This is a genomic window from Flavobacterium haoranii, assembly GCF_009363055.1.
Lineage (GTDB): Bacteria > Bacteroidota > Bacteroidia > Flavobacteriales > Flavobacteriaceae > Flavobacterium > Flavobacterium haoranii.
On record NZ_CP045292.1, the window covers coordinates 1,547,543 to 1,570,841 of the forward strand.

The 23,299-nt window shown below is 31.3% G+C and carries 20 protein-coding genes and 2 pseudogenes; 7 read left to right on the forward strand and 15 right to left on the reverse strand.

Annotated elements, in window-relative coordinates; translation table 11 throughout:
* Window positions 1-52 precede the first annotated feature (52 nt).
* From GCU34_RS07495 to GCU34_RS13945, 9 genes and pseudogenes are all read right to left on the reverse strand, one after another.
* The gene (locus tag GCU34_RS07495; protein WP_072784308.1) at window positions 53-274 is read right to left on the reverse strand and encodes a PspC family transcriptional regulator; all 222 of its coding nucleotides are present in this window, start codon (window positions 272-274) and stop codon (window positions 53-55) included.
* Between the two features lie 19 nt (window positions 275-293).
* Window positions 294-1,568: a DUF2851 family protein gene (locus tag GCU34_RS07500; protein WP_072784310.1), complete on the reverse strand. Its 1,275-nt coding sequence runs from the start codon at window positions 1,566-1,568 to the stop codon at window positions 294-296.
* A gap of 224 nt (window positions 1,569-1,792) precedes the next feature.
* Entirely contained in the window at window positions 1,793-3,154 is a 1,362-nt protein-coding gene (locus GCU34_RS07505; RefSeq protein WP_072784312.1) for a pyridoxal-phosphate dependent enzyme, read from the reverse strand.
* A gap of 138 nt (window positions 3,155-3,292) precedes the next feature.
* A pseudogene (locus GCU34_RS07510) lies at window positions 3,293-5,235 on the reverse strand (putative porin).
* A gap of 96 nt (window positions 5,236-5,331) precedes the next feature.
* Complete coding sequence (locus GCU34_RS07515; RefSeq protein WP_143146219.1) at window positions 5,332-6,348, reverse strand: hypothetical protein; 1,017 nt, start codon at window positions 6,346-6,348, stop codon at window positions 5,332-5,334.
* A 26-nt stretch (window positions 6,349-6,374) separates the two neighbouring features.
* Window positions 6,375-7,187, reverse strand: coding sequence for a hypothetical protein (locus GCU34_RS07520; protein ID WP_072784318.1), 813 nt, complete (start codon window positions 7,185-7,187; stop codon window positions 6,375-6,377).
* A 13-nt stretch (window positions 7,188-7,200) separates the two neighbouring features.
* Window positions 7,201-8,622 carry a SusD/RagB family nutrient-binding outer membrane lipoprotein gene (locus tag GCU34_RS07525; RefSeq protein ID WP_072784319.1) on the reverse strand — a complete coding sequence of 474 codons (1,422 nt, stop codon included), beginning with the start codon at window positions 8,620-8,622 and terminating at the stop codon, window positions 7,201-7,203.
* 10 nt (window positions 8,623-8,632) lie between these two features.
* Window positions 8,633-9,466 carry a SusC/RagA family TonB-linked outer membrane protein gene (locus GCU34_RS13940; RefSeq protein WP_394367524.1) on the reverse strand — a complete coding sequence of 278 codons (834 nt, stop codon included), beginning with the start codon at window positions 9,464-9,466 and terminating at the stop codon, window positions 8,633-8,635.
* A gap of 269 nt (window positions 9,467-9,735) precedes the next feature.
* Window positions 9,736-11,775 carry a SusC/RagA family TonB-linked outer membrane protein gene (locus GCU34_RS13945; protein WP_227658658.1) on the reverse strand — a complete coding sequence of 680 codons (2,040 nt, stop codon included), beginning with the start codon at window positions 11,773-11,775 and terminating at the stop codon, window positions 9,736-9,738.
* 199 nt (window positions 11,776-11,974) lie between these two features.
* Here GCU34_RS13945 and GCU34_RS07535 point away from each other — a divergent pair, with 199 nt between their 5' ends.
* Window positions 11,975-12,634 (forward strand): ribonuclease HII, encoded by a 660-nt coding sequence (locus tag GCU34_RS07535; RefSeq protein WP_072784323.1) that lies wholly within the window; start codon window positions 11,975-11,977, stop codon window positions 12,632-12,634.
* Window positions 12,635-12,803: 169 nt separating this feature from the next.
* Here GCU34_RS07535 and lipB read toward each other — a convergent pair whose 3' ends face one another.
* Window positions 12,804-13,508, reverse strand: coding sequence for a lipoyl(octanoyl) transferase LipB (lipB, locus tag GCU34_RS07540; protein ID WP_072784325.1), 705 nt, complete (start codon window positions 13,506-13,508; stop codon window positions 12,804-12,806).
* A 237-nt stretch (window positions 13,509-13,745) separates the two neighbouring features.
* On the opposite strand from lipB, the gene lysS reads away from it, so the two are divergent.
* From lysS to GCU34_RS07555, 3 genes are all read left to right on the forward strand, one after another.
* Complete coding sequence (gene lysS / locus GCU34_RS07545; RefSeq protein ID WP_072784327.1) at window positions 13,746-15,440, forward strand: lysine--tRNA ligase; 1,695 nt, start codon at window positions 13,746-13,748, stop codon at window positions 15,438-15,440.
* A gap of 115 nt (window positions 15,441-15,555) precedes the next feature.
* Entirely contained in the window at window positions 15,556-15,987 is a 432-nt protein-coding gene (locus GCU34_RS07550) for a hypothetical protein (RefSeq protein WP_152378411.1), read from the forward strand.
* Window positions 15,988-16,049: 62 nt separating this feature from the next.
* Complete coding sequence (locus GCU34_RS07555; protein WP_072784331.1) at window positions 16,050-16,367, forward strand: hypothetical protein; 318 nt, start codon at window positions 16,050-16,052, stop codon at window positions 16,365-16,367.
* Window positions 16,368-16,405: 38 nt separating this feature from the next.
* Here the strand turns inward: GCU34_RS07555 and hemL are convergent.
* From hemL to GCU34_RS07570, 4 genes and pseudogenes are all read right to left on the reverse strand, one after another.
* Window positions 16,406-17,685, reverse strand: a pseudogene (hemL, locus tag GCU34_RS07560) (glutamate-1-semialdehyde 2,1-aminomutase).
* Window positions 17,685-17,900: a LysM peptidoglycan-binding domain-containing protein gene (locus GCU34_RS14235; RefSeq protein ID WP_317162499.1), complete on the reverse strand. Its 216-nt coding sequence runs from the start codon at window positions 17,898-17,900 to the stop codon at window positions 17,685-17,687. Before GCU34_RS14235 ends, hemL begins: the two are co-directional and overlap by 1 nt.
* A gap of 29 nt (window positions 17,901-17,929) precedes the next feature.
* Window positions 17,930-18,544 (reverse strand): glycoside hydrolase family 73 protein, encoded by a 615-nt coding sequence (locus GCU34_RS07565; protein ID WP_317162500.1) that lies wholly within the window; start codon window positions 18,542-18,544, stop codon window positions 17,930-17,932.
* Window positions 18,534-19,430 carry a 1-aminocyclopropane-1-carboxylate deaminase/D-cysteine desulfhydrase gene (locus GCU34_RS07570; protein ID WP_072784336.1) on the reverse strand — a complete coding sequence of 299 codons (897 nt, stop codon included), beginning with the start codon at window positions 19,428-19,430 and terminating at the stop codon, window positions 18,534-18,536. The genes GCU34_RS07565 and GCU34_RS07570 overlap by 11 nt, the downstream gene beginning before the upstream one ends.
* A 639-nt stretch (window positions 19,431-20,069) precedes the next feature.
* On the opposite strand from GCU34_RS07570, the gene GCU34_RS07575 reads away from it, so the two are divergent.
* Entirely contained in the window at window positions 20,070-21,965 is a 1,896-nt protein-coding gene (locus tag GCU34_RS07575; RefSeq protein WP_072784337.1) for a hypothetical protein, read from the forward strand.
* Window positions 21,966-22,191: 226 nt separating this feature from the next.
* A complete protein-coding gene (locus GCU34_RS13645) occupies window positions 22,192-22,359 on the forward strand; it encodes a hypothetical protein (RefSeq protein WP_178138356.1) in 168 nt (55 codons plus the stop codon).
* A gap of 2 nt (window positions 22,360-22,361) precedes the next feature.
* On the opposite strand, the gene GCU34_RS07580 is transcribed toward GCU34_RS13645, so the two are convergent.
* Window positions 22,362-22,688, reverse strand: coding sequence for a hypothetical protein (locus GCU34_RS07580; protein ID WP_072784339.1), 327 nt, complete (start codon window positions 22,686-22,688; stop codon window positions 22,362-22,364).
* A gap of 123 nt (window positions 22,689-22,811) precedes the next feature.
* On the opposite strand from GCU34_RS07580, the gene GCU34_RS07585 reads away from it, so the two are divergent.
* Window positions 22,812-23,012 (forward strand): DUF5522 domain-containing protein, encoded by a 201-nt coding sequence (locus tag GCU34_RS07585; protein ID WP_072784341.1) that lies wholly within the window; start codon window positions 22,812-22,814, stop codon window positions 23,010-23,012.
* Window positions 23,013-23,299: the final 287 nt, after the last annotated feature.

Below are 23,299 nucleotides of genomic sequence, written 5' to 3' on the forward strand. Positions count from 1 at the left end.
CAAAGATAAGAAAAGTAACCTAATTACAAAGAAAAGTTAAAAAATGCCGCTATTACAAATCAAAAACTGAGCTTCTCTTAGTATGGATCATATCTTTTAAGCGTAAAAGAAAAGCCAAAGTAAGATAAAAGCCAAAACCTAAACCAATTGTTATAAACGAAATGTAAATAAAGAACAAACGTACATTTGTTGCTCTAATTCCTAACCTTTCTGCTAGTCTTTGTGCAACAAAAAATCCGTGTTTTTCAAAAAAATGTAAAAGATTTGTAACCATTTATTTTTTTTCAAATGTATTAAATTTTACCCAAAACATCTAATCCAATTGAACATTTCAAACATTCATTTTTATTACAATAATTTTGTTTCAGATGTAGTAAAGCTTGCGAATCGAAAGCATTTTCATTTGAAACACCAATTTCTTCAAAACGAGAAGTAATTGAATTTCTTTCACTTTTCAATTCTTTTATTAAATTTAAAGAATCGTCATTAAAATCTAAACCAAGTTGTTTTGCATAAACATACTTCAAGGGCAAAATTGTATTGATAATTACCAATTGAATAAATTCTTTAGATAATTTCCGTTTATTTGAGTTTTTTATTGATTTATCAAAATTAAAATGATTCAGCCAATATTCAGAAACTTCAATTTCAAAAATTTTATAAAAGTTTTCTAAATTATTGCTTTCTATAATTCGTGCAAAAACATCAACACATTTTACATACAAAGCACATAATTGAGCAATTCTAATAGTAGGAAAATTATCAGGTCGCAATTTATAAAATTGAAAAGTCGCGTTTTTATATTCGGAAATTCTGTATTTCGCTTTTTGATAATTCCAAATATCCTGAAGTTCTTTCGCGTAATTATCTTCAAAATGAGCATTTAAAAAATTTCCACTTCCAAAAAATAAAGCTTCAAGATTTTTACTATTAACTGCCTCTTTTCTTATTATTGAAAATGGTATTTTAGAAAACAATTCGTAAAAAGAGTTCCCATTTATATTAAGACCAAAATTCTTTGCTAGCATTACAAAACAAGTAGCTTCCCAATTTTTTTCTTGATTTTCAAAAACTTCTAAAATAAATTTTGATTTCTCTTCTAAGCGTTCAAAAAATAATCTTTCTTTCCAAATCGCCAACTTTAAATTAGGAACTTCACTAATTTGATTTTCACAATTAATCCAAGATTTACTTACAAACAAAGTATCTATTTTGAGAAGTAAATCCGAATCTACACTATTTTTTAGTTCTAAAACGGGAATTTCATTATTATTGGTATAAAAAACTTCCTGATCGTGTTCCCAAACCACATGAAGAATAACATTATTATAAGCCAAATCTTGTTCGTGATGATGCACATACCAATCTGAAGACTTAACATGCATTTCTACATTTCCAGCCCATTTTTGATTACCAATAACAATTTGGGCATTAAAAAAATCAGGACCTGCAGTTTCTAAATATTGACCGAAATTTAAAATTTGGAGACTTTCTCCTTTTGTAGTTACTAATTGACGAGCATCAATTTTCTTATGCAACCACAAATAATGTAATACATTTTCTTTCATAAATTAATTTGTATGGCGTATATAATTGAAAAACAAATATAAAAAAATATATATCTATATAAACTTGTTATTTATGAAAAAATCAAAATCCTTAAAATCATATTTTATTTTCAAATGAATTAAATAATAAAAAAATTAAAAAAGGAATAAATGATAAATAAAAAAAGACGTTCAAATGAACGTCCTTTTTTAGAAACTGAAATTACTTCAGTTTGACAAAAGTATTATTTTATCGAATTGATAATATCGTGTTTTGTAATAATGTGATGTTTACCATTTCCTAAATCAATTAAAACAGCTTGATTATCTTTTGTAATTAATCTTGAAACATCTTCAATTGGAGTTCCTAATTTCACAATTGGAAAAGGTTTACCCATAACTTCTCTAATTGGTCTTTCCGCTGTGTTTTTATCGGTGATATAACTTTGGAATAAATCAGACTCATCTACAGAACCTACAAATCCGTTTACATCAACTACTGGAATTTGAGAAATTTTATATTTTCTCATTCTTTCGATAGCGTGCGATACTAATTCTTCTGTACGAACAATTACTAATGGTTTTTCGATATGTTCTTTGATTAAATCTTCTGCTTTTGTGATTTCTTCTTCAAGGAAACCTCTTTCGCGCATCCAATCATCGTTAAACATCTTTCCAACATAACGGCTTCCAGAATCGTGAAATAAGACCACAACTACATCGTCTGGACCAAAATGTTCTTTTAACTGCAGTAAACCCTTTACAGCGGCTCCAGCAGAGTTTCCAACAAAAATCCCTTCTTCTAAAGCTATTTTTCGAGTATAAACCGCAGCATCTTTATCAGTAACTTTTGTAAAACCATCGATTAATGAAAAGTCAACATTCTTAGGTAAAATATCTTCACCAATACCTTCAGTGATGTAAGAATAGATTTCGTTCTCGTCAAAAATTCCAGTTTCGTGGTATTTTTTGAAAACTGAACCATAAGTATCGATTCCCCAAATTTTGATGTTTGGATTTTTCTCTTTTAAATATTTTGCAGTTCCAGAAATTGTTCCTCCAGTTCCAACACCTACTACAAAATGCGTAATCTTTCCTTCTGTTTGTTCCCAAATTTCAGGACCAGTTTGTTCGTAATGGGCTATAGCATTACTTGGATTATCGTATTGGTTAACATACCAAGCATTTGGAGTTTCTTCTGCTAAACGCTTTGAAACTGAATAATAAGAACGAGGATCGGTAGGCTCAACATCTGTAGGACAAACTACAACTTTTGCGCCAACAGCTCTAAGAATATCCATTTTCTCTTTAGACTGTTTGTCCGAAATAACACAAATTAGTTTATAACCTTTAACAATAGCAGCTAAAGCCAAACCCATTCCAGTATTTCCCGAAGTTCCTTCGATAATTGTTCCACCTGGTTTTAAACGACCATCTGCTTCTGCATCTTCAATCATTTTAACAGCCATTCTATCTTTAACAGAATTTCCAGGATTAAAAGTTTCCACTTTTGCCAATACCAAAGCATCAACTTCAGATGTAACTTTATTCAATTTAACTAATGGCGTATTTCCAATAGTTTCTAGTATGTTTTTAGCGTATTTCATTAAAATTTAGTTTAAAAATCGGTATAATTCCGATTAATACGTAATTATCGACAAAGGTATTTATATTTTTTGGAATAATTATCTAGGGTAATTACAAATAAGAAATTTATAGTTACCAAACAATCAAAAGTAAAACTACTATCTGAAGAAATTCCAAACTAATCCGAAACGCACTATAAAATCGCGGTAAGGATAATTTGGAGCTGAATAAAAGTTATAACCTGTCCAAGCCGAATTAAAATGTTCAGCTTTTAAAAATATTCTTGCTTGGCGCACTTTAGCATTTACAAAGAAATCAAACATTGGGAAACCACCAATTTTAGTCTGATTTTGTACGTAAAACTCACCTAACAAAGGGTTATAATCATTAGCATAATATTCGGTAAAGTAATTGAATATTACACCAGTTTGTAAAAACATCGCTTTCTTAAATACGTGATCGCTAAAATACAAGGTATTTCGAGTAACAATTTGTGGAACATTAAGAATGTTATCACTTTGTTCTACATTTTGGTAAAGAATTGTATTATCTAAAGCAAATTTCCAAAGTTTAATTTCTTTATTTGCTTTAACTGAGAAATAATTGATTGTATTCGAATATTGTGCTGGAGCTACTAATAAATTTTCAATATCATTTGTAGTATTATAAAAATACAAATGATCGTTAAGCACTTTACAATTCGCTTCAACATTCAACCATTTGGTATCCACTTTAAAAAGAAAGCATTTAGTTTTTCATTTTTAAAATTATTCTTCCAATTATAAAACACATAATCACTTTGATATAAATTATAATTTAGATTTGGAAGAGAATTGAGTTTCTGATATTTAAATTCGAATTTAATATTATCGTTTAAAGCATATTTAGCAATTGCTTCTATATTAGATACAGATTGATTTGTAATTGAATTTGAAACATTTAAAAACATGTTAATTCCATTCAAATTATAATTATAGTTAGCACCAAATGAAGAAATTTGATCATTAATTGAATTAGGAACTAAAACTCCTGAGGTGCTATAAAGAACATTTCTATAAAAATAATTATAGTTGTTATTTTCCACATAAGCGATTATGTCACCAAACTTCTTTGTTGTAAATCCAACACCAATTTTATTATATAGATGATTGTATCTTGTTTTATTATTTATTTTATTACGAAATGCATCACCAAACCTTTCACTAACCGTAGGTTGGTTAAACTCGAAGAATTTATATTCATGATTAAATTGATGGTAAATCATTAAACTATTTGGGTTCGATTTACTCAACTTATAATTATGATCTACAAAAAATCGATTCCCTTTTAATAAGGAAGTAGCATCTGTAAAATAAACTTCTAAACGATTTCTTTCTTTATAAGGATCTTCACTAGATTCAAATAAAGAGGCATCAACAATACCTCCATTTTCTTGATTAGAGATATCTTGACCTGTAAAATGAGCATTTATATGGTAACGTTTATCTTTTGTAAAATAACTCGTTGTAAATCTGAAATTTCCAGAGCTTGTTATATTATTGATATACTTGCCATTCGAACGTAATCCTTTATATGCAATAGAAAAATTTAAATTTGGTTTGGTATTAACTGTAAGAAAGGCATCTAATGATTGACCTTGTTCCATAACTGTTTTAAAATACAAATCAGTTAATGGTGTAGGTACATTATAATAGTTAATATCATTAAATTCTAAATAATTGAAGTGTTTAGCAGTAAATCCCATTTTTGGAAATGTACTACTTTTATACCAATTATAATCAAGTGTATTATATGTATGCCCTTCATTAGCAAAAGCAATCAAACCGAATATATCTTTTCTAAGTAGATTGTATTTATATTCTTTTTGAATAGATAAAGTAGTATCAAGAAATGTAGTATCTCTTTCTAAAGTATAGATTTTATATAAATCTATTGGAGCTTTATTATCTCCTAAAGATTTTCCTTTAAATACTTTTGTAGTATCATTAATATTGCCAGAAGATTTAGTAATTAATTTACTATCATCAATATCCTTAGCAGGCTTTTGAGCAAATGAACTAACAGTTATAAAAAATAAAATGAAGCAAATAAATAATCTCATTATCAAAAAATATCGACAAATGTAATGAGAAATAATAGATAAAAAAAACCCTCTCAAATTGAGAGGGTTTTACGTTTTAAAAAAATAATATTAATATTATTTTTTTAAACTTTTTGCTCTAGCATTTGCAAAAGCAGCTTTAATCTTATCGTGGTTTACTGCAAATCTAGCAGAACCTAAAACAGAATTATTACTATCTAAAACAGAGATAACACCACTGTTTATTTCTATTGTTAAAACATAGTCTTCAGCTCCTGAACCATATGTAGAATCAGGAATATAAGCACTTTCTTGATCGAAATTAAGTGGATTTAATAGACCTGGTCTATAAAATTCAACTGAAGTAGGTATAGTAAATACATCGTGATATAAACCTGAAAGACCTCCATCATCCCAAACACTATAGAAAATATAATAAGTCCCATCTGGTAAATAGTTAGGGTGTGAAGGATCAACAGAAACTGATAAACTTTCTGTAGGACAAGCGCCAGTTGCACCATCATAAATTCCAGTATCATCAAAGTTTGAATCAAAAACTAAATAGTCCATATCATACTCAAAATCACAAGTAGTTGTCATTTCTCCTTGATAATAAAACTCTTTACCATAATTTAATTCAAAAATCATTTCTGAACTATCGTAATCTTCGATAGCAAAATTTACTACTTCATACTGCATCGTAGCATTAGCCAAAGATTGATTACCTATTTGAATTGATAAAGTTTTAGTATCTTCTACATAAATATCACTCAAGATTTTAATTTTACCTGAAACAGTTGTTTCTCTAGCTGGAATATCTAAGAACTCTATAGATTCATCACTAAGGTTTAAGATTTCATAATCTTCACCTAAAACAGCATCTCCGCCAATTTGCACAATTCTAAAACGAGTAGCAATCGAAGAAGGTTTATTTAATGTGATTGTAAAAGGAAATTCCTCTTCATCGTATTCATTAAGTGTAATGGTAGCTGAATTATCAAAATCTGTGGTTACTGATGCAACTACACCTTCCGTTACTTCAAATACCGAATCACCTGTTGCGTCATCTTGATTATCACAAGATACAAAACCTAAAGCTAGAGCTAAAAGAGATGACATTAAAATTTTATTCATATTATTTTTTCTCATACTATTAATAATTAAATTTTGATTAAAGTATATGCTCTGCCTGAATAAACATCCGATACAAATACATCAGTGAAAGTAATATTACCATTTGGTTGAACCGTTCCAGTTCCACCAATATCATTAGAAAACTGCCAGTCATTCAAAATTGTACAAGTACCACACAAATCTGTAATTTTTACTTTGTATCCAGCTGTTGGCCATCCAAACATTGAACTCATTTCATATAAACCATCTCCAATCTCTGTTAAAGTATGAATTTGAGGACCACTTAAATAATTAACATAATAGTTACCTGCTAAATATGAACCACAAGCTACATTTACTTTAGTAAAATTTCTATTTAAATGAACCGTTGTTCCATCAGTAAGATAAGCAACATAAGTTAATTTCCAATAATCTCCAATATTTAATGTTGAATCGTCTAATGGAAGAGAACCTCCATTAAAAGTTAAACCTTCAATAAGATCTGTATAGTCAAATTGATAAGATTTACTTTCATATTGATCAACTAAAGGCATATCAAAAGAGAAAAACAATAAATTGTTAGATGAAATCATTTCTTCTTGATCGGTACCTACATTTATTAAGCCAAAATATTGCTTGTAAACTTCTACTTTTTCAATCTCATCACGACCTTGAAATACAGAAAAGTTTACTGACATAGTTTCATCATTAGGTTGACCTTGTTTGTAAGTAAGAGAAGAAGTCATCTCCGCTACTAGTCCACCTGTATTTTTGTTCCCTGTTAAAGTATCTTCATCATCAGAACATGCAAAAGACAAAAATAACAAAGAAAATAAAGATAATTTTAATAAATTTTTCATATTCTATTTTTTTTTAGTTCATCCACCAAACTTTCGATAACATAGTATCTCCTTGATCTAATGTTGCTACTGCAGCGGCATAACTTGCTTGGTTAAAGTTTTGCTCATCAGTAGAGTAATAAAATCTTCTTGGAATTGCTGAAATAGCAGCATTAGCAACTGGAGATAAAGCAGGGTATCCTGTTCTTCTCCACTCAGTCCAAGCTTCAATACCTTGACCGTAAAGTGCTAACCACATTTGAGTACCTATTTTTTCTCTTGCATCAGCCTGAGTATTAAAATCTACCACAGAATTTGACAAATAAGCTGGACTAACTGATAAACCATTAAAAGAAAAATTAGCAGCTATACCTTTATTATAGTGAATCTTTGCTTCAGCAAGACCACCAGAAATAATACCTTCATTAGCTGCTTCTGCTAAATAAAATTCAACTTGAGCATAAGATAACATTACACCTGGTAACTCAGGATCTAAATAAAACTCACCTGGTGATGAAAAATTATTATAACTACCAGAATTCTCAGTACCAGGTACATTACCTACATAAGCTCCAGAATTATTAACTTGAGCAAATACCTCTAATCTATCGAAATCAAATAACGAATTTAATTTATCAACTAGAACCGAGCTTACTTTATACTCATTTCTTGTACTGAAAACAATTGTTTCATAAATTGGATTAGCATCAGGTTGAGAAGCTGTGTATGCTAACTGAGCACTGTCATCGTTAGAAGACATTAATAAACCAGAATTTACTAAAGCCTGTACATCAGTAGAAACATTTCTAACTTTAGAAATTCTCATTAAGGCTTTTAATTTTAATGAAGCGGCTAATTTTCTCCATTTAGCAACATCACCACCATATAATAAATCTGCAGAAACCGTTATATCACCAGAACCTGAAGCAAATAAATTCTCAGCTTGATCTAACAAATCTAAAATTCTATCATAAACTTCTTCTTGTGAATTATATGCAGGCTTAAAAACTGTAGGAATACCAACTTCATCAAAAGGTACAGGACCATATAAATCAGTTAAAATTTGGAAAGCATTTGCTTGCATTACTAAAGCAGCTCCTTGTAAATTAGTATTACCCTCATCTCCAGCTAAAGTGTAGGCAGCTTTTGCCTCACCAATGACACTAGCATACATAGATGTCCATACTGAGTTCATTAAAGCTCTACGAGGAATATATTTTTCTTCATCGTTATATTGAACTTTTGACCAATGTTGTGCCCAACATAATCCCATATCACCACCAACTTGAGCATTATACAATACATTCTGAGTTGAAATTATTGTAGTAGCTAATAATAAGTTAGGGTCTGTTACTTGTGAGTCATTCGGCGATTGATTGATTGACTCAAAGTCTTTGTCACAACTAACAGTTAGCGCTGCTAAAGCTGTAACAAAAAATAAACCTATTCTCTTCATAGTAATTTAATTAAAATTTAACATTAATATTAAATCCGTAAGTTCTAGCAGACGGTAATTGACCAAATTCTTGACCTTGCTCACCATTTGAACTACTGAAACCAGTTTCAGGATCAATATGAGGAACTTTAGAGTATAATAATGCAAGGTTTCTACCTACAACAGATACTTTAAAATCTTGAATAAATGTTCCTCTTAACCAGTTTTTAGGTAAAGAATAACCTAAAGACACTTGTCTTAACTTAACATAAGATGCATCAAAAATTCCAGATTCAGTAAAGTTAGAATAGTTGTAAGCATATTGGTTGAAAGTTTTAGCATCCACAACTACGTTGTTTGGTTGCCATCCTCCGTTTCCGTCAGACATTACACCATTTCCAACTACTCCTGTTTCTCTACCAATTGTAGTTTCAGCTAAAGTACCAGCATATCTACCCCACATGTAAGTCATTGAGAATAACTCTCCACCCATTTTAGCATCTATTAAAGTACTTAAGTCAAAGTTTTTATATTTGAAAGTAAAGTTAGCACCACCTGTCCAATCTGGAGTAATGTTACCTAATACAGCTAATTGCTCATTATTTGTAACTGGCAATCCATTTTCATAAACAATTTGACCTTGATCATTACGTAAATAAGGAAAACCAACTATGGCACCATAAGCTTGTCCTGGAATAGCTTGTAATTCCATACCCCATTGACCACCTAAAACATATGAATCTTGTCCACCTAAATCAACAACCTCATTTTTGTTTTTAGCAAAGTTTAAATCAACATCAAAACTAAAGTTCTCATTTTTAACAACTGTAGCTCCTAATTGTAATTCAATACCTTTATTTGTCATTGTAGCAGCATTTAACCAAGCATTTGTAAAAGTTGAAGCAGAAGATACCTGAGTTGGTAAAATTAAGTCTTCACCTTTTTGGCTATAATAAGTCGCAGCAAATCTAACACGGTTTTTAAACGCATTAACATCTAAACCAACTTCAATACCTGTAGTAGATTCTGGTTTAATATCTGGATTCCATTGTGTATTAGGAACACTTGAAATAGTACCAAAATTATTATTAGATAATCCATAAGTAGTATTTAAAGAGTACTCAGATAAAGGACCTACACCCCTACTTTAGACCATCCACCTCTTACTTTTGCGTAATTGATAGTTGAATTACTGAAACCTAACATATCTGATAAGATAAATGATGCAGTAACTGATGGATAGAAGAATGAGTTATTCTCAGGTGAGAATAATGAAGACCAGTCATTTCTAGCAGTAAAATCTAAGAACGCATAATTTTTGAATGATAATTGACCAAAACCAAAAACACTGTTGATTCTTTGCTCGTAGTAGTTACTATCAATAACTGGAGTAGTTCCAGATTTAACGTTTGATAAAGTAAATAAACCTGGTAACTCTAAACCACCTGTTAATTCTCCGATAGCATTTGAACGAACTCTTTTTAAACTATTTAAACCTCCGTTTAAAGTTAATTTAAAACTTTCAGACAAATCTTTATTCCAAGTTAAAATAGTTTCAGCATTTATTTCAGAATATCTTCTGTTAATATCTGCATAGTAACCATCTTGATACTCATTAGTACCAATTTCTTTTCTTAAAGTCTCTCTTTGAGAGTATTGATCTAACGAAACTTTTCCATTAATAGACCAGTTATCATCAAATTTAAAGTTTAATCCAAAACTTCCAACAATTCTATCTTGATCTAATGTACTTCTATTTGTTTCTAAAGCCCAATAAGGGTTATTTTGGAATACTGTATTCCAGTTTAACGGAGTACCTTCTGCAGCAGTTCCAACAGCAGCTAACGGCAAGTTTCTCCAATCTCTTAAAGCTGGGAAATTAACGTTTCTTGCAGACCATAAAAACTGTTGAACTGGATTTTCAGAAGTATAACCCACGTTAGGTAAGTTATTACTTTTATTATTGAAATAGTTAACATTAACATTTGCAGTTAATTTATTACCCAATTTCATACTTCCATTTAAACCTACATTAAATTTTTTGAAGTCAGTAAAAGGGATCATACCTTTTTCACTTGTGTTACCAATTGACATTCTAAAGTTAGAAAACTCATCACCTCTTGACAACGTTAAAGTATTACTTTGAGACAAACCTGTATCATAGAAATTTTTAACATTATCCTTGTAAGATCTCCAAGGAAGTGGAGCACCACCAACTTTGTAAGAATCCCATTGAACAAACTCTAAACCTCTGTCTAAAGCAGGCCCCCAACTCTCATCAACACTGTCATTGTATCCACCACCTGCACCATCAACGAATTCGAAGAAATCACTAGTAGCTCCTTGACCGTATGAATTTTGATAAGAAGGTAATCTTAAAGGATTTGAAAAAGTTGTATTATTATTGAAAGCAACTTCAATTTTACCATTTTTATTTTTACCAGATTTAGTGGTAATTAAAATAACCCCTTTACTAGCACGGATACCATATAAAGCAGCAGCAGTTGGCCCTTTCAACACAGTTACTGATTCTACATCATCAGGATTGATACTTGCAGCACCATTTGGCAAATCACGTCCACCACTAGACCCTGCATTACCATAACTTGTATTATCGTAAGGAATACCATCGATAACAAATAACGCTTGATTATTACCTGTAATTGTTGAAGCACCTCTTAATACAATTCTTGAAGAAGCTCCTACAGCACCTGAAGAACTCGTAACTTGTACACCCGCAATTTTACCAGATAATGAATTAACAATATTTGACTCTCTAGCCTCTGTTAAATCTTCACCTTTTACTGATTGCGCAGCATAAGTCACCGCTTTTTCAGATTTTTTAACACCTAACGCAGCAGTTACAACCACCTCTTCAAGTTGAGCCGCTTTAATTGTAACATTGTAAGAGCTAGCCGCGCCCACAGTTACTTCTTGGTTAGCATAACCAACATAAGAGACAACTAAAACATCTCCTTGTTTAGCACTGATGGCATAATTACCATCAAAATCTGTAGTAGTACCACGTGTTGTTCCTTTTACAACTACGTTAGCACCAGCAATTGGGCCTAGTTCATCAGACACAACCCCTGTAATAGTTTTCTCTTGAGCAAAAGAAAACTGCATTGTTAACGCTACTAAAAGCGTAAAAATCCATTTAAACTTCGATCTCATATTAAATTTATTTGAGTTAGTTATTCCGCAAACTTCTTAATTATTTCTTAAATAAACAAATAATACTTCGGAATATTACTAATTTATTTATGTTAAATTTTTCACCAAATAATTTAAGTTTTGCAAATAGTTCTCTTCTAAGAGATGCATTTTTATCAAAAAGGTTGCGTAAAAAATTATATTTTTGATAAAAAATTCAATGTTAAGTAAAAGTTACGGCAATTTTAAATTAGAGTGCGGAACCGATGAAGCAGGCCGAGGATGTTTAGCTGGTCCAGTAACAGCAGCAGCTATCATTTTAGATACAAATTTCGAGAATCAAACTTTAAATGATTCTAAACAGTTATCAGAAAACAAGCGCTTTCAACTTCGTCCAGAAATAGAATCGCAAGCCATAACTTTTGCCGTTACTCATATATATAATGAAGAAATAGACGAAATCAACATTCTCAACGCTTCCATGAAAGCCATGCAGGAATGTATTTTAAAACTGTCTCAAAAACCCGAACATATTATAGTAGACGGCAACCGAGGTATTTTTAGAAAACTTGGGATTCAAAATACCGTTGGAAAAATTTTCACTCAAGAAGAAATTGAGTATTTAAAAGATATTCCCAACCAAAGTATTATAAAAGGAGATGCTAAATTTTTAAGTATTGCCGCCGCTTCGGTACTAGCCAAAACGTATCGCGACGAATTTATGGACAAAATCCACGAAGAATATCCGATGTACAACTGGAAAAAAAACAAAGGTTACCCCACAAAAGAACATCGCGAAGCAATTGCCAAGTATGGCCCATGCAAATACCACAGAATGAGCTTTCGATTATTGCCCGAACAGTTGATTTTGGATTTATGATTGAAGATTTCAGATTTAAGAAATAACACCTCGAGTTCTGAATAGCATTTGAAAGTGATTAAAAGGTAAAACTCGAAAATCACAATAAATCCCCATAGAAAATATATGAGATATGTACGGGATATGTACGGGATATGTACGGGATATGTACGGGATATGTATGGGATAACTATACCATTTCTGCTTCAAATAAATTTTGAAAATGTTTAAGAATTTTTTCGCGCACTTCGTTTTCATCTACTTCCCTACCTAATTCTACATGCAAAGATGTTACTCCTTTTCCACGAATACCACACGGAATAATATTATCAAAATAACCTAAGTCTGAATTTACATTTAATGCAAAACCATGCATGGTTACCCAGCGACTCGCACGCACACCCATAGCACATATTTTTCGAGCAAATGGTGTTCCTACATCTAACCACACTCCGGTTTCCCCTTCACTGCGTACGCCTTTTAAACCATAATCGGCTAAAACCAAAATAATAGTTTCTTCAAGCAAACGTAAATACTTATGTATATCGGTAAAGAAATTTTCTAAATCTAATATAGGATAGCCTACAATTTGCCCAGGACCGTGATAGGTAATATCTCCACCTCTGTTAATTTTATAAAAAGTAGCTCCTTTATCTGCCAGTTGCTTTTCGGAAAGCAACAAATTAGAAACATCTCCACTTTTCCCTAAAGTATATACGTGTGGATGTTCTACAAACAAAAAATAATTATCGGTTTCAACATCGGGGTTTTCTCTTTTTTGCTTTTTTTGTTCCACAACTTTAGCAAATATTTCTTCTTGGTAGTCCCAAGTATCTTTATAGTCTTTAGTTCCTAAATCTTGAAGGAACACTTTTTTATTTTGAACGCTTACCATAGCATCATTAATTAGACTACAAATATACAAATAGTTTACCGTTTAGCCCTGATGGAAGTGATATCCTTTTTTGTTCCCGATTCTACTCAAACTAACAAAAAAGATAAAACGAACAGCAGGAACACCGCAAGCAAAAAAACGCTAGCCATTCGCTTCAAATGGCACTAAAAATTTCAAAATTGTAAATTGACTCATTATCAAATTATAACTATCTTTGCCGGCTTAAAATAAAAATGTATGCAACTTTCAGAACAAGAAATCATTAGAAGAGAGAAATTGACCAAGTTAAGAGAGCTTGGCATTAATCCGTATCCTGCCAATTTGTATCCTGTTAATCACACTTCGAAACAGATAAAGGACGATTTCTCTGAAGGCAAGCAAGTTACTATTGCCGGACGTTTAATGAGTGTTCGTGATCAAGGGAAAGCTTCGTTTGCTGAATTACAAGACAGCGAAGGTAGAATTCAGTTGTATTTTAACCGCGATGTAATTTGCGAAGGCGAAGACAAAACATTATACAATACCGTTTTCAAGAAATTAATTGATTTAGGTGATTTTATTGGTATTGAAGGCGAATTGTTCACGACTAAAGTAGGCGCAAAAGCCGTTCGTGTTTCCAATTTTACTTTCTTAAGCAAAACCCTTCGTCCGTTACCGTTACCAAAAACTGACGAACAAGGTCATGTTTTTGACGCTTTTACCGATGCTGAATTGCGTTACCGTATGCGTTATGTAGATTTAGTGGTGAATCCGCAAGTAAAAGACGTTTTTGTAAAAAGAACTAAATTATTCAACGCTATGCGTTCTTTCTTTAACGACAAAGGATACATGGAAGTTGAAACTCCAATATTACAATCGATTCCCGGTGGAGCTGCTGCCCGTCCGTTTATTACGCACCACAATTCGTTAAACATTCCATTGTACATGCGTATTGCTAACGAATTGTACTTAAAACGTTTAATCGTAGGTGGTTTTGAAGGTGTTTATGAGTTTTCTAAAAACTTCCGTAACGAAGGAATGGACAGAACACACAATCCGGAATTTACCGCTATGGAAATTTATGTAGCTTACAAAGACTACAACTGGATGATGGAGTTCACTGAGAATTTATTAGAACATTGTGCCTTAGCCGTTAACGGAACCACAGAAGCTACTTTTGGCGAACATAACGTAAACTTTAAAGCGCCTTATGCTCGTGTTACGATGACTGACGCTATTAAACAATTCACTGGTTTTGATATTACCGGTAAAAGCGAGGACGAAATTCGTGCGGCTGCAAAATCAATGGGAATTGAAGTAGATGATACAATGGGTAAAGGAAAATTGATTGATGAGATTTTTGGTGAAAAATGCGAAGGAAACTTCATTCAACCGACTTTCATTACTGATTATCCAAAAGAAATGTCGCCTTTATGTAAAGAACACAGAGATAATCCGGAATTAACGGAACGTTTTGAATTGATGGTTTGTGGTAAAGAAATTGCGAATGCGTATTCGGAATTGAATGACCCAATTGACCAAAGAGAGCGTTTTGAAGCGCAATTAGCTCTTTCGGAAAGAGGTGATGATGAAGCAGGACAATTTATTGATGAAGATTTCTTAAGAGCTTTAGAATATGGTATGCCACCAACTTCTGGTTTAGGAATTGGAATGGACCGTTTAATTATGTTCTTAACAAACAATCCGTCTATCCAAGAAGTATTGTTTTTCCCGCAAATGAAACCAGAAGCAAAACCATTAGCCATTAGCGATGAAGCAAAAGCTATTGTGGAACTTTTAAAAGCAGAAAACAATCAGGCTTTGGCACAATTAAAAGAAAAAGCAGGATTGAGCGGTAAAAAATGGGATGCTGCAATGAAAGAATTAGCAAAACACAATTTAACTAAAGTAATTGTGGAAGGTGATAATAAAACAGTAGAGCTTATAAAGTAATTTAAATTATTTGTTTATTTTAGCGTCTGTTAATTTTTACATAAAAAAAACTATTGGTTTTAAACCTTCTATTTTTTTTAATGTCTTAAGACTATAAATCAAAAAAATATAAAAGATGAAAAATTTATTAATCATTGCAGTAATGCTAATCAGCACAATTTCTTTTTCTCAAAATGAAAGAAAAGGAAAGCTTTCTAAAGAAGAGCAAGTTGAAGTTCAATTAAAAAAAATGACAACTGATTTAAATTTAGACACTAAACAACAAAAAGAAGTAAAAGCATTTTTAGTTGAAAAAGCAGACAAACGAGAAGCTAAAAGAGCTGAAATTCAAGCAAGAAGAGAAGCTGGAAAACCAAGACTTTCTGAAGAGGAAAGAGAAGCATTAAAAGCTGAACTTCAAAATGAAAAAGCTCATGATAAAGAACGTCTTGGAAAAATTTTAAGTGAAGACCAAATGAAAAAATGGGATCAAATTCAAACTGAAAAGAGAGAAGAAAAAAAGGCTCATTTAAGAGAAAGAGAATGTCTAAAAAATAAAATGGGTTAAAAAATTTGCCAAAACAATTTTTTTAATTTAGATTTGGTAATATTTTAAACCTTTTAACTACTATGAAAAAACTTTTATTAGCATTAGTATTTATATTTTCAGTAAGTTTTGCTTCTAACGCGCAAGAGAGCGATGTAAAAGCAAAAGAAACTACTTATAAAATTAAAGAATATTTAAGTTTAGACGACACAAAAACTCAGGCTGTTTATGAAATTTTGGTTCATAAAAACAAAACTGTAGCTACAGAGCCTAATTTAGATGAAGAAAGAAAAATCTTGATTAGAAGAAAATTTGACAAAAAATTGGAATCTGTATTAAGTGAAGCTGAATATAAAAAGCTAAAAGCAAACAAGACATTATGTTTTGAAATTGAAAATTAAAAAAAAATCCCAGTTTAAAACTGGGATTTTTTTTACCATTATTTAGTGACTTTTTCAACAGCTTTAACGGTATTATCTAAATCTTCATACGTTAATGCATCGGTTAAAAACCAAGTCTCATAAGAAGATGGCGCTATATAAACACCATTATTTAGCAAGCCATGGAAAAAGTCTTTGAATTTTTGATTGTCTCCATTTTTAGCGGTTTCAAAATCGACAACTGGATTTTTATCAAAATGCACAGAAATCATAGAACCTACTCTATTGATAGTAAACTCTACTTTATTTTTTTCTAGTACACTGCGCATTCCTTTTCTAAATAAGCTGTTTTTTCTTCCAAACGCTTGTAAATATCTAGATCTGCATTTAAAGCTTTCAACATTTCATATCCAGCAGCCATTGCTAATGGATTCCCTGACAACGTTCCTGCTTGATAAACCGGACCAAGAGGCGCTAAGTGATTCATAATTTCTTCACCACCTGCAAATGCTCCAACAGGCAAACCACCACCAATAACTTTACCAAAACAAACTAAATCGGCTTTTACGTTATATAGTTCTTGAGCTCCTCCTTTTGCTAAACGAAATCCCGTCATTACTTCATCAAAGATCAACAAAGTATTATTATTAGTACAAACTTCTCTTAATTGAGCTAAAAAGTTATTCAAAGGCGGTATACAACCCATATTACCCGGAACAGGCTCCACTATTACAGCAGCTATTTCGTTTTTATTTGCCTCGAAAATTGATTTTACATTTTCAATATCATTAAACTTAGCTAACAAAGTATCTTTAGCAGTTCCTTGTGTAACTCCGGGGCTATTTGGCACACCAAAAGTACTCAATCCACTTCCAGCTGCAATCAAAAATGAATCGGAATGACCATGATAACAACCCGAAAATTTAATAATCTTATCTCTTTTTGTATATCCTCTTGCTAAACGAATAGCACTCATACATGCTTCAGTTCCTGAATTTACAAATCTAATTTTATCAATATTAGGTACCATAGAAACTGCTAATTCAGCAATTTTAGTTTCTAATTCTGTAGGTGTACCAAATGAAGTTCCTTTTTTTGCTCTTTCAATAACTGCATTTACCACAGGTTCAAAAGCATGGCCTAAAATCATTGGGCCCCATGAATTGATATAATCAATAAATTGATTACCATCTTCATCATACAAATAAGCACCTTTAGCTTCTTTGATAAAAATAGGCGTACCCCCTACTCCTTTAAACGCTCTAACAGGCGAATTAACGCCACCAGGTATAACTTTTCCTGCTTCGATAAACAAAGCACTACTTCTAGTGTAATTCATTATTTTACTTTAATTATTTGCCCAATAGACAAACTATTATCATTTAATTTATTTAATCGTTTAATTTCTTCTACAGTTGTATTGAACTTCTTTGATAATGAGTACAAAGTATCCCCTTTTTGAATGGTATACATACTTGCATCAGCAACTGAATTATCTACTACAACTACTGTATTACTTCTCCCAGAAGTTCCTGTAACTTCTTCGTCAAACAAGTTTAACTGATATCTTTCTATTAAACCAATTAATTTAGAAGGATATTTTGGATCTGTAGCATAACCCGCTTTTTTAAACCTTCAGCCCAACCTTTATAATCTAATTTATCTAATTGAAACAAACTATTGTATCTGCTTCTTGAAGTTAAAAACAAAGCATGATCGTGATAAGAATCTGCTGGATCAGAATATTTTCTAAAACATTCCTGAGCAGCATCGTCGTCATGAGTAATTGTTGGACCCGTCCATTCTTTATGACATTTAATTCCAAAATGATTATTTGCTTCTAAACACAATCTTCCTTTTCCTGCACCTGATTCTAATATACCTTGTGCTAAAATAATACTCGCCGGAATTCCATAAGTTTTCATATTTCCTTGTGCAACTCCCTTAAACTGATTAATATATTCCGTTACAGTTATTGTTGTAGCACTAACTTTTGAAGTTGCCTCCAGCGTTTCATTACTACTCTGTGTACTCGATTTTACAGGTTCTGTTTTCTTTTCTGTTGTAACTACAGGTTTATGAGTAACAGTCCTTGTAGTTTTCTTGTTGGTACTTGTTGTTCTCACAACTTTTTTAGACGAACCACAACTTGTTATAATTAAACCAAATAGTACTATTGCAAAAAATTTAATCTTCATAAATAATAATCTCTTTATTTTTTTCTTTTAGAATCTTGTTAACTCCTTTAATTCCTTGTAAACCTCCGGTATGAATAGCTAAAATTTTAGAACCCGATGGAAAATAATTCTTGGCTATTAAATCTATTATACCGAACATCATTTTACCATTATACAATGGATCTAATGGAACATTTGTTTCTAAATAAAACTTATTTAAAAACGTTATCAATTCTGGCTTTATTTTACCATATCCACCGAAATGATAATCTAAAATCAAATCCCAGTTATTTTGATGGACAAATTTACGAATATCGTTGTATAAAAAATCACCTTTTAATGCAGGAAAACCTAATATTTTTTGATTTGTTTTTGAAGCATTAATAATTCCAGAAATTGTTCCCCCAGTTCCTACTGCACAACATACAAAATCGAAACTAGAATCATCTTCTTCTAAAATTTCTTCACATCCTTTTATTGCCAATTCATTTGTTCCTCCTTCAGGAACCAAATAAAAAGAACCGAACTTTTCTTCTAATTCTTTTAAAAAAACCTCAGAGTCTTTATTTCTATAAATTTCTCTTGAAATAAAATAGAACTTCATCCCAAGATTACGTGCCTCACGCAAAGTTGGATTGTCGTCAATTTGATTGATTAATTCCTCACCACGAATAACTCCAATAGTTTCAAAACCAAATTCTTTTCCAGCGGCAGCAGTTGCTAGAATATGATTTGAAAAAGCACCACCAAAAGTTACAATTTTAGAAAAACCTTTTTCGCTTGCTTCAATTAAATTGTACTTTAATTTACGAAGTTTATTACCCGAAATAAGCGGATGATTTAGATCGTCTCTTTTGATATACAATTCAATATCAGTTCCAAAATCTAATGCAATTTTCTGATTCACATTACAAAGTAAGGGAAAAATCAGATAAGGACATTGCCTTCTTCTCAAATCTTCTCTTACTTCCAGAGTAAATTTATGGTTAAAGTTAGCTGAATTTAGGTCGAAAAATTGCTTTTCTTACAACTTAAAAGCGATTTTATAACAATTCATTAACATTTTATCAGCAAAAAATCGATTTTGCATCATTTTTATCAAAAAACAAGGCTTGTTCGGATATAAATTCAATAAAATACAATAAAAAAGCTTTTTTACCAAAAATAAATCATTAAAATTTGCTAAAAAACTAAATATCTTGCAAAATTCCCATTAAAAAACAAAAATATTGACTTACAAGTAGTTAGCTTAAAAATCGAGTTTTGGTTATTTCATCATAAAAAAAAAACTATTATGCAAGCATAGCATTTCATAATCAGCAATTTATCTTTGCATCAAAATTCGGAATAACTGTATTGGTTTTCGGAATAACTGTATTTTAAAAAGAACTCTCTATTAAATTATGAAAAAAATTACTTTACTTCTCTTAATTATTTTCCCTGCATTATTTTTTCACAATCAGTTTCTTTAACCAATAACGTTACTTGGGGTAACAATTGTGGTAATGGAAATACTCAAACTATCATAATTGATGGTGACTTAAATTTGAATGGTAAAAATTTAACTCTAAAAAATGTAAGTATAATCGTTACTGGAAACTTAAATGGTGGGGGTAAAATTCTGAATCACTGTAATAACAACCCATCCACTTATTGCGTTAGAGGTGCTGTTCAAAACAATCCAACTATTTCTGTAACTAGAAACTATGATTGTGTTCCTCCTTCTTGTACCAAAACTTGGAATGGTTCTGTAAGTACTAATTGGAATGTAGCAAACAACTGGACGCCATCTGGTGTACCCACTATTAATTGTGATGTTCTAATTAACAACACGGTTCCTTGTATTATTAGTACAAACAATGCAGAAGCTAAATCTATTACGGTTTCTAATGCAGGTTCTTTAAATATCAATAATTCTGGTATTGCCAAAGTGAAAGGAAAAATTGATGTTGCTGCTACTGCTAACTTTATCTTAGAAAACGCTTCTAGTTTAATTAAAATTGATGATGTGGTCAATGAAGGTTCTATCACTATGAAGCGAACCACTTCTATTACTAAAATGGATTATGTGTATTGGTCATCGCCAGTTGAAAGTTTTAATGTTTCCAATGTTTCTCCCAATTCTAGTTTAATCTACAAATGGATTCCAACGATATCAACCAATTTGAATGGATTTGGAAACTGGGCAGGTGCTGCTAATGAGGTAATGGTAAAAGGAAAAGGATATATCGTAAGAGGTCCAAATAACTTTAGTACTACTACACCACAAAATTTTACTGCTATCTTTACAGGAAAAGCAAACAACGGAACTATTTTAACACCAATTGCAAGAGGTACTTACAGCGGACCTAACTACTTTAACGGAGGAACTAAAGTAACTAGTAATGATGACAACTGGAACTTAATAGGTAATCCGTATCCATCTGCAATTGATGCAATTGACTTTTTAACGGCAAATCCCTCAATTGATGGATACATTATGTTATGGACACACGGAACATCACCAAGTAGTGCTTATTCTGACCCATTTTATGAAGGATTTGTTTATAATTATTCCATTGCAGATTACATTAGATATAACAATCTTGGAGCTTCAAACGGACCTGACGTATTTAATGGATATATTGCTGCTGGACAAGGTTTCTTTGTTTCAATGCTTGATGGTGGTCCAGATACTCAAAACTTAAACTTTACAAATGCTTTAAGAAGTAATACTTACGACAACGGTCAATTCTACAGAAACACTAATAATAGTGTTACATCAAACGAAAAGCACCGTATTTGGTTAGATATTATAAATACAACAAACAACTCTTCAATGACAGCTCTAATTGGTTATGCTGATGGTGCGTCAAATAGCAGGGATCGTTTATATGACGCTGAAACCGATAACAAAGTAACTTTAAATTTATTTTCTTTAATTGACGATGTAAAATTTGCTATTCAAGGAAGACAAACACCTTTTGATGATAATGATGTTGTTCCTTTAGGATTTAGAACTCCAAGCAGTGGTATTTATTCAATAGGAATTAAATCGATTGATGGTCTATTTGAAACAACAGCTCAAGCAATATTTTTACACGATTTAGAGTTAAATATTATTCATGATTTAAGAAGCATGCCTTATTCTTTCCAAGCAAATGAAGGAACTAACAACAATCGTTTCAATTTAATTTTCAAAAATACTTTAAGCGAAAATACAACAGAACTTAACGATAATTCTGTTTGGGTTTCTTCGTCAACTGGATTAACTGTACATTCTTCTATTGAAAATATTAGTTCAATTAAAGTTTTTGATATTCTAGACCGAGTAATTACAAATAAAGAGAAGGTTACTTCTAAAACTATTGTATTAGACCAAATTCTAAAAACAAATAGTGGTTTAATTTTAGAAATCACTCTTGAAAACAATAAAGTTTTATACAAAAAAGTAGTTTATTAATTCTATAACTCTTTAATCTTTTAGAAAAGCCTTCAAAATTTTGAAGGCTTTTTTTGTTACTAAACACTTTAACAAAAATACAACTTACTAAAAAGCAATATATTAGAAAATATTTTTGTAGATGAAAAATATCCTTTAAAAGTCTTCATTCAGCTAGAAGGTGATTGTAATGGTGTTTTTGTAACCAACAAATCAGCAAATGGTTTTACAGTAAAAGAATTGCAAAATGGAAATAGTAATGTTTCCTTTTATGCAAATTGTTGCTAATAGAGCAGACACTAAAGATGATAACGGAGAAATTATTTCAAATTTTGAAAATTTAAGACTCCCAATTGGGCCTACTTCTTTAAAAGAAAAACAGTTAAGTTCAAAGAAAATGGAAAGAAAGGAATAAGACTAAAAATATTTCAAAAAACTCCAAAAAGACCTCTTCTTTAAATAGTCGAAGTTTTTTTCATTTACATAAGCTTCACGTTCAAATGAAATGTTTCGGTATGCCCTACTCCAATTTTTATATTGTAACAATCGAATTAAAAACTCTATTCCATACCAAATGAAAAAAGGAAGAACCAATAACTCTAATTGTTGTCTTATGTGAATTTTTTCATGATTTATTAAAACTTCATTTCGCTTATCTTCATTTCGCAACAAGAAAATAAATGGAAACAAAGTTATTCCTCTGTAACCTTTTGGTAATAAATATTTGAAAACAATTATAAACATTTACTGCAAAGTTGCTAAATTTCTTCATAACAAACTATTTAATCTTAGGAAAGAAGTAATCTTGGTCAAAAATATTTATTTTTGTAAAACTTAAAATAACTATTTTTAAGTCGATTTGTAGTGATGAATAACGAATTAAATCCGAATAATTTAAAAGAAGGCGAAGATTTCTATTACACGCCCGAAGGGTACAAGTGTTTTACAGAGAAATACCACTTAAAAAGAGGTTATTGTTGTAAAAGTGGCTGTCGTCATTGCCCCTACGGATTTGATAAAAATACGGGAACTGTTTCAAGAGAGAAAAGAACAAAGAGAAAAGAATAAAGAATAAAGAATAAAGAGAAAAGAAGAAAGATGCAAGAGTTTATCGAAATTTTCATACTGAGCCTCTCAAAATTATCAAACTGAGCTTGTCGAAGTAACTTTTTTTTTAAACTATAAACAACCAAGAAATAAAATGGATATCCATTTACAAAATTACCGAATCAAAATATACAAGTCTTACCATAGGTCAGACATTCGTTATCCATAGTTTTTAGTTTAGGGCGTGTCCACGAATTTCGTGGTCGGGCTGTCCGTGCTACACGGTAGCTCACTCCCATCCCTCACGC

Excerpts from the sequence above, each read along its gene's own strand:
- GCU34_RS07550 (WP_152378411.1), top strand. The coding sequence starts at position 15,556 with ATGAAAAATTTATTAATCATTGCAGTAATGCTAATCAGCACAATTTCT.
- GCU34_RS07515 (WP_143146219.1), bottom strand. The coding sequence starts at position 6,348 with ATGAATAAAATTTTAATGTCATCTCTTTTAGCTCTAGCTTTAGGTTTT.
- GCU34_RS07525 (WP_072784319.1), bottom strand. The coding sequence starts at position 8,622 with ATGAAGAGAATAGGTTTATTTTTTGTTACAGCTTTAGCAGCGCTAACT.
- GCU34_RS07555 (WP_072784331.1), top strand. The coding sequence starts at position 16,050 with ATGAAAAAACTTTTATTAGCATTAGTATTTATATTTTCAGTAAGTTTT.
- GCU34_RS07585 (WP_072784341.1), top strand. The coding sequence starts at position 22,812 with ATGAATAACGAATTAAATCCGAATAATTTAAAAGAAGGCGAAGATTTC.
- GCU34_RS13940 (WP_394367524.1), bottom strand. The coding sequence starts at position 9,466 with ATGACAAATAAAGGTATTGAATTACAATTAGGAGCTACAGTTGTTAAA.
- lysS (WP_072784327.1), top strand. The coding sequence starts at position 13,746 with ATGCAACTTTCAGAACAAGAAATCATTAGAAGAGAGAAATTGACCAAG.
- GCU34_RS13945 (WP_227658658.1), bottom strand. The coding sequence starts at position 11,775 with ATGAGATCGAAGTTTAAATGGATTTTTACGCTTTTAGTAGCGTTAACA.
- GCU34_RS07520 (WP_072784318.1), bottom strand. The coding sequence starts at position 7,187 with ATGAAAAATTTATTAAAATTATCTTTATTTTCTTTGTTATTTTTGTCT.
- GCU34_RS07580 (WP_072784339.1), bottom strand. The coding sequence starts at position 22,688 with ATGTTTATAATTGTTTTCAAATATTTATTACCAAAAGGTTACAGAGGA.
- GCU34_RS07535 (WP_072784323.1), top strand. The coding sequence starts at position 11,975 with ATGTTAAGTAAAAGTTACGGCAATTTTAAATTAGAGTGCGGAACCGAT.
- GCU34_RS07500 (WP_072784310.1), bottom strand. The coding sequence starts at position 1,568 with ATGAAAGAAAATGTATTACATTATTTGTGGTTGCATAAGAAAATTGAT.
- GCU34_RS07505 (WP_072784312.1), bottom strand. The coding sequence starts at position 3,154 with ATGAAATACGCTAAAAACATACTAGAAACTATTGGAAATACGCCATTA.
- GCU34_RS13645 (WP_178138356.1), top strand. The coding sequence starts at position 22,192 with ATGGAAATAGTAATGTTTCCTTTTATGCAAATTGTTGCTAATAGAGCA.
- lipB (WP_072784325.1), bottom strand. The coding sequence starts at position 13,508 with ATGGTAAGCGTTCAAAATAAAAAAGTGTTCCTTCAAGATTTAGGAACT.
- GCU34_RS07495 (WP_072784308.1), bottom strand. The coding sequence starts at position 274 with ATGGTTACAAATCTTTTACATTTTTTTGAAAAACACGGATTTTTTGTT.
- GCU34_RS07565 (WP_317162500.1), bottom strand. The coding sequence starts at position 18,544 with ATGAAGATTAAATTTTTTGCAATAGTACTATTTGGTTTAATTATAACA.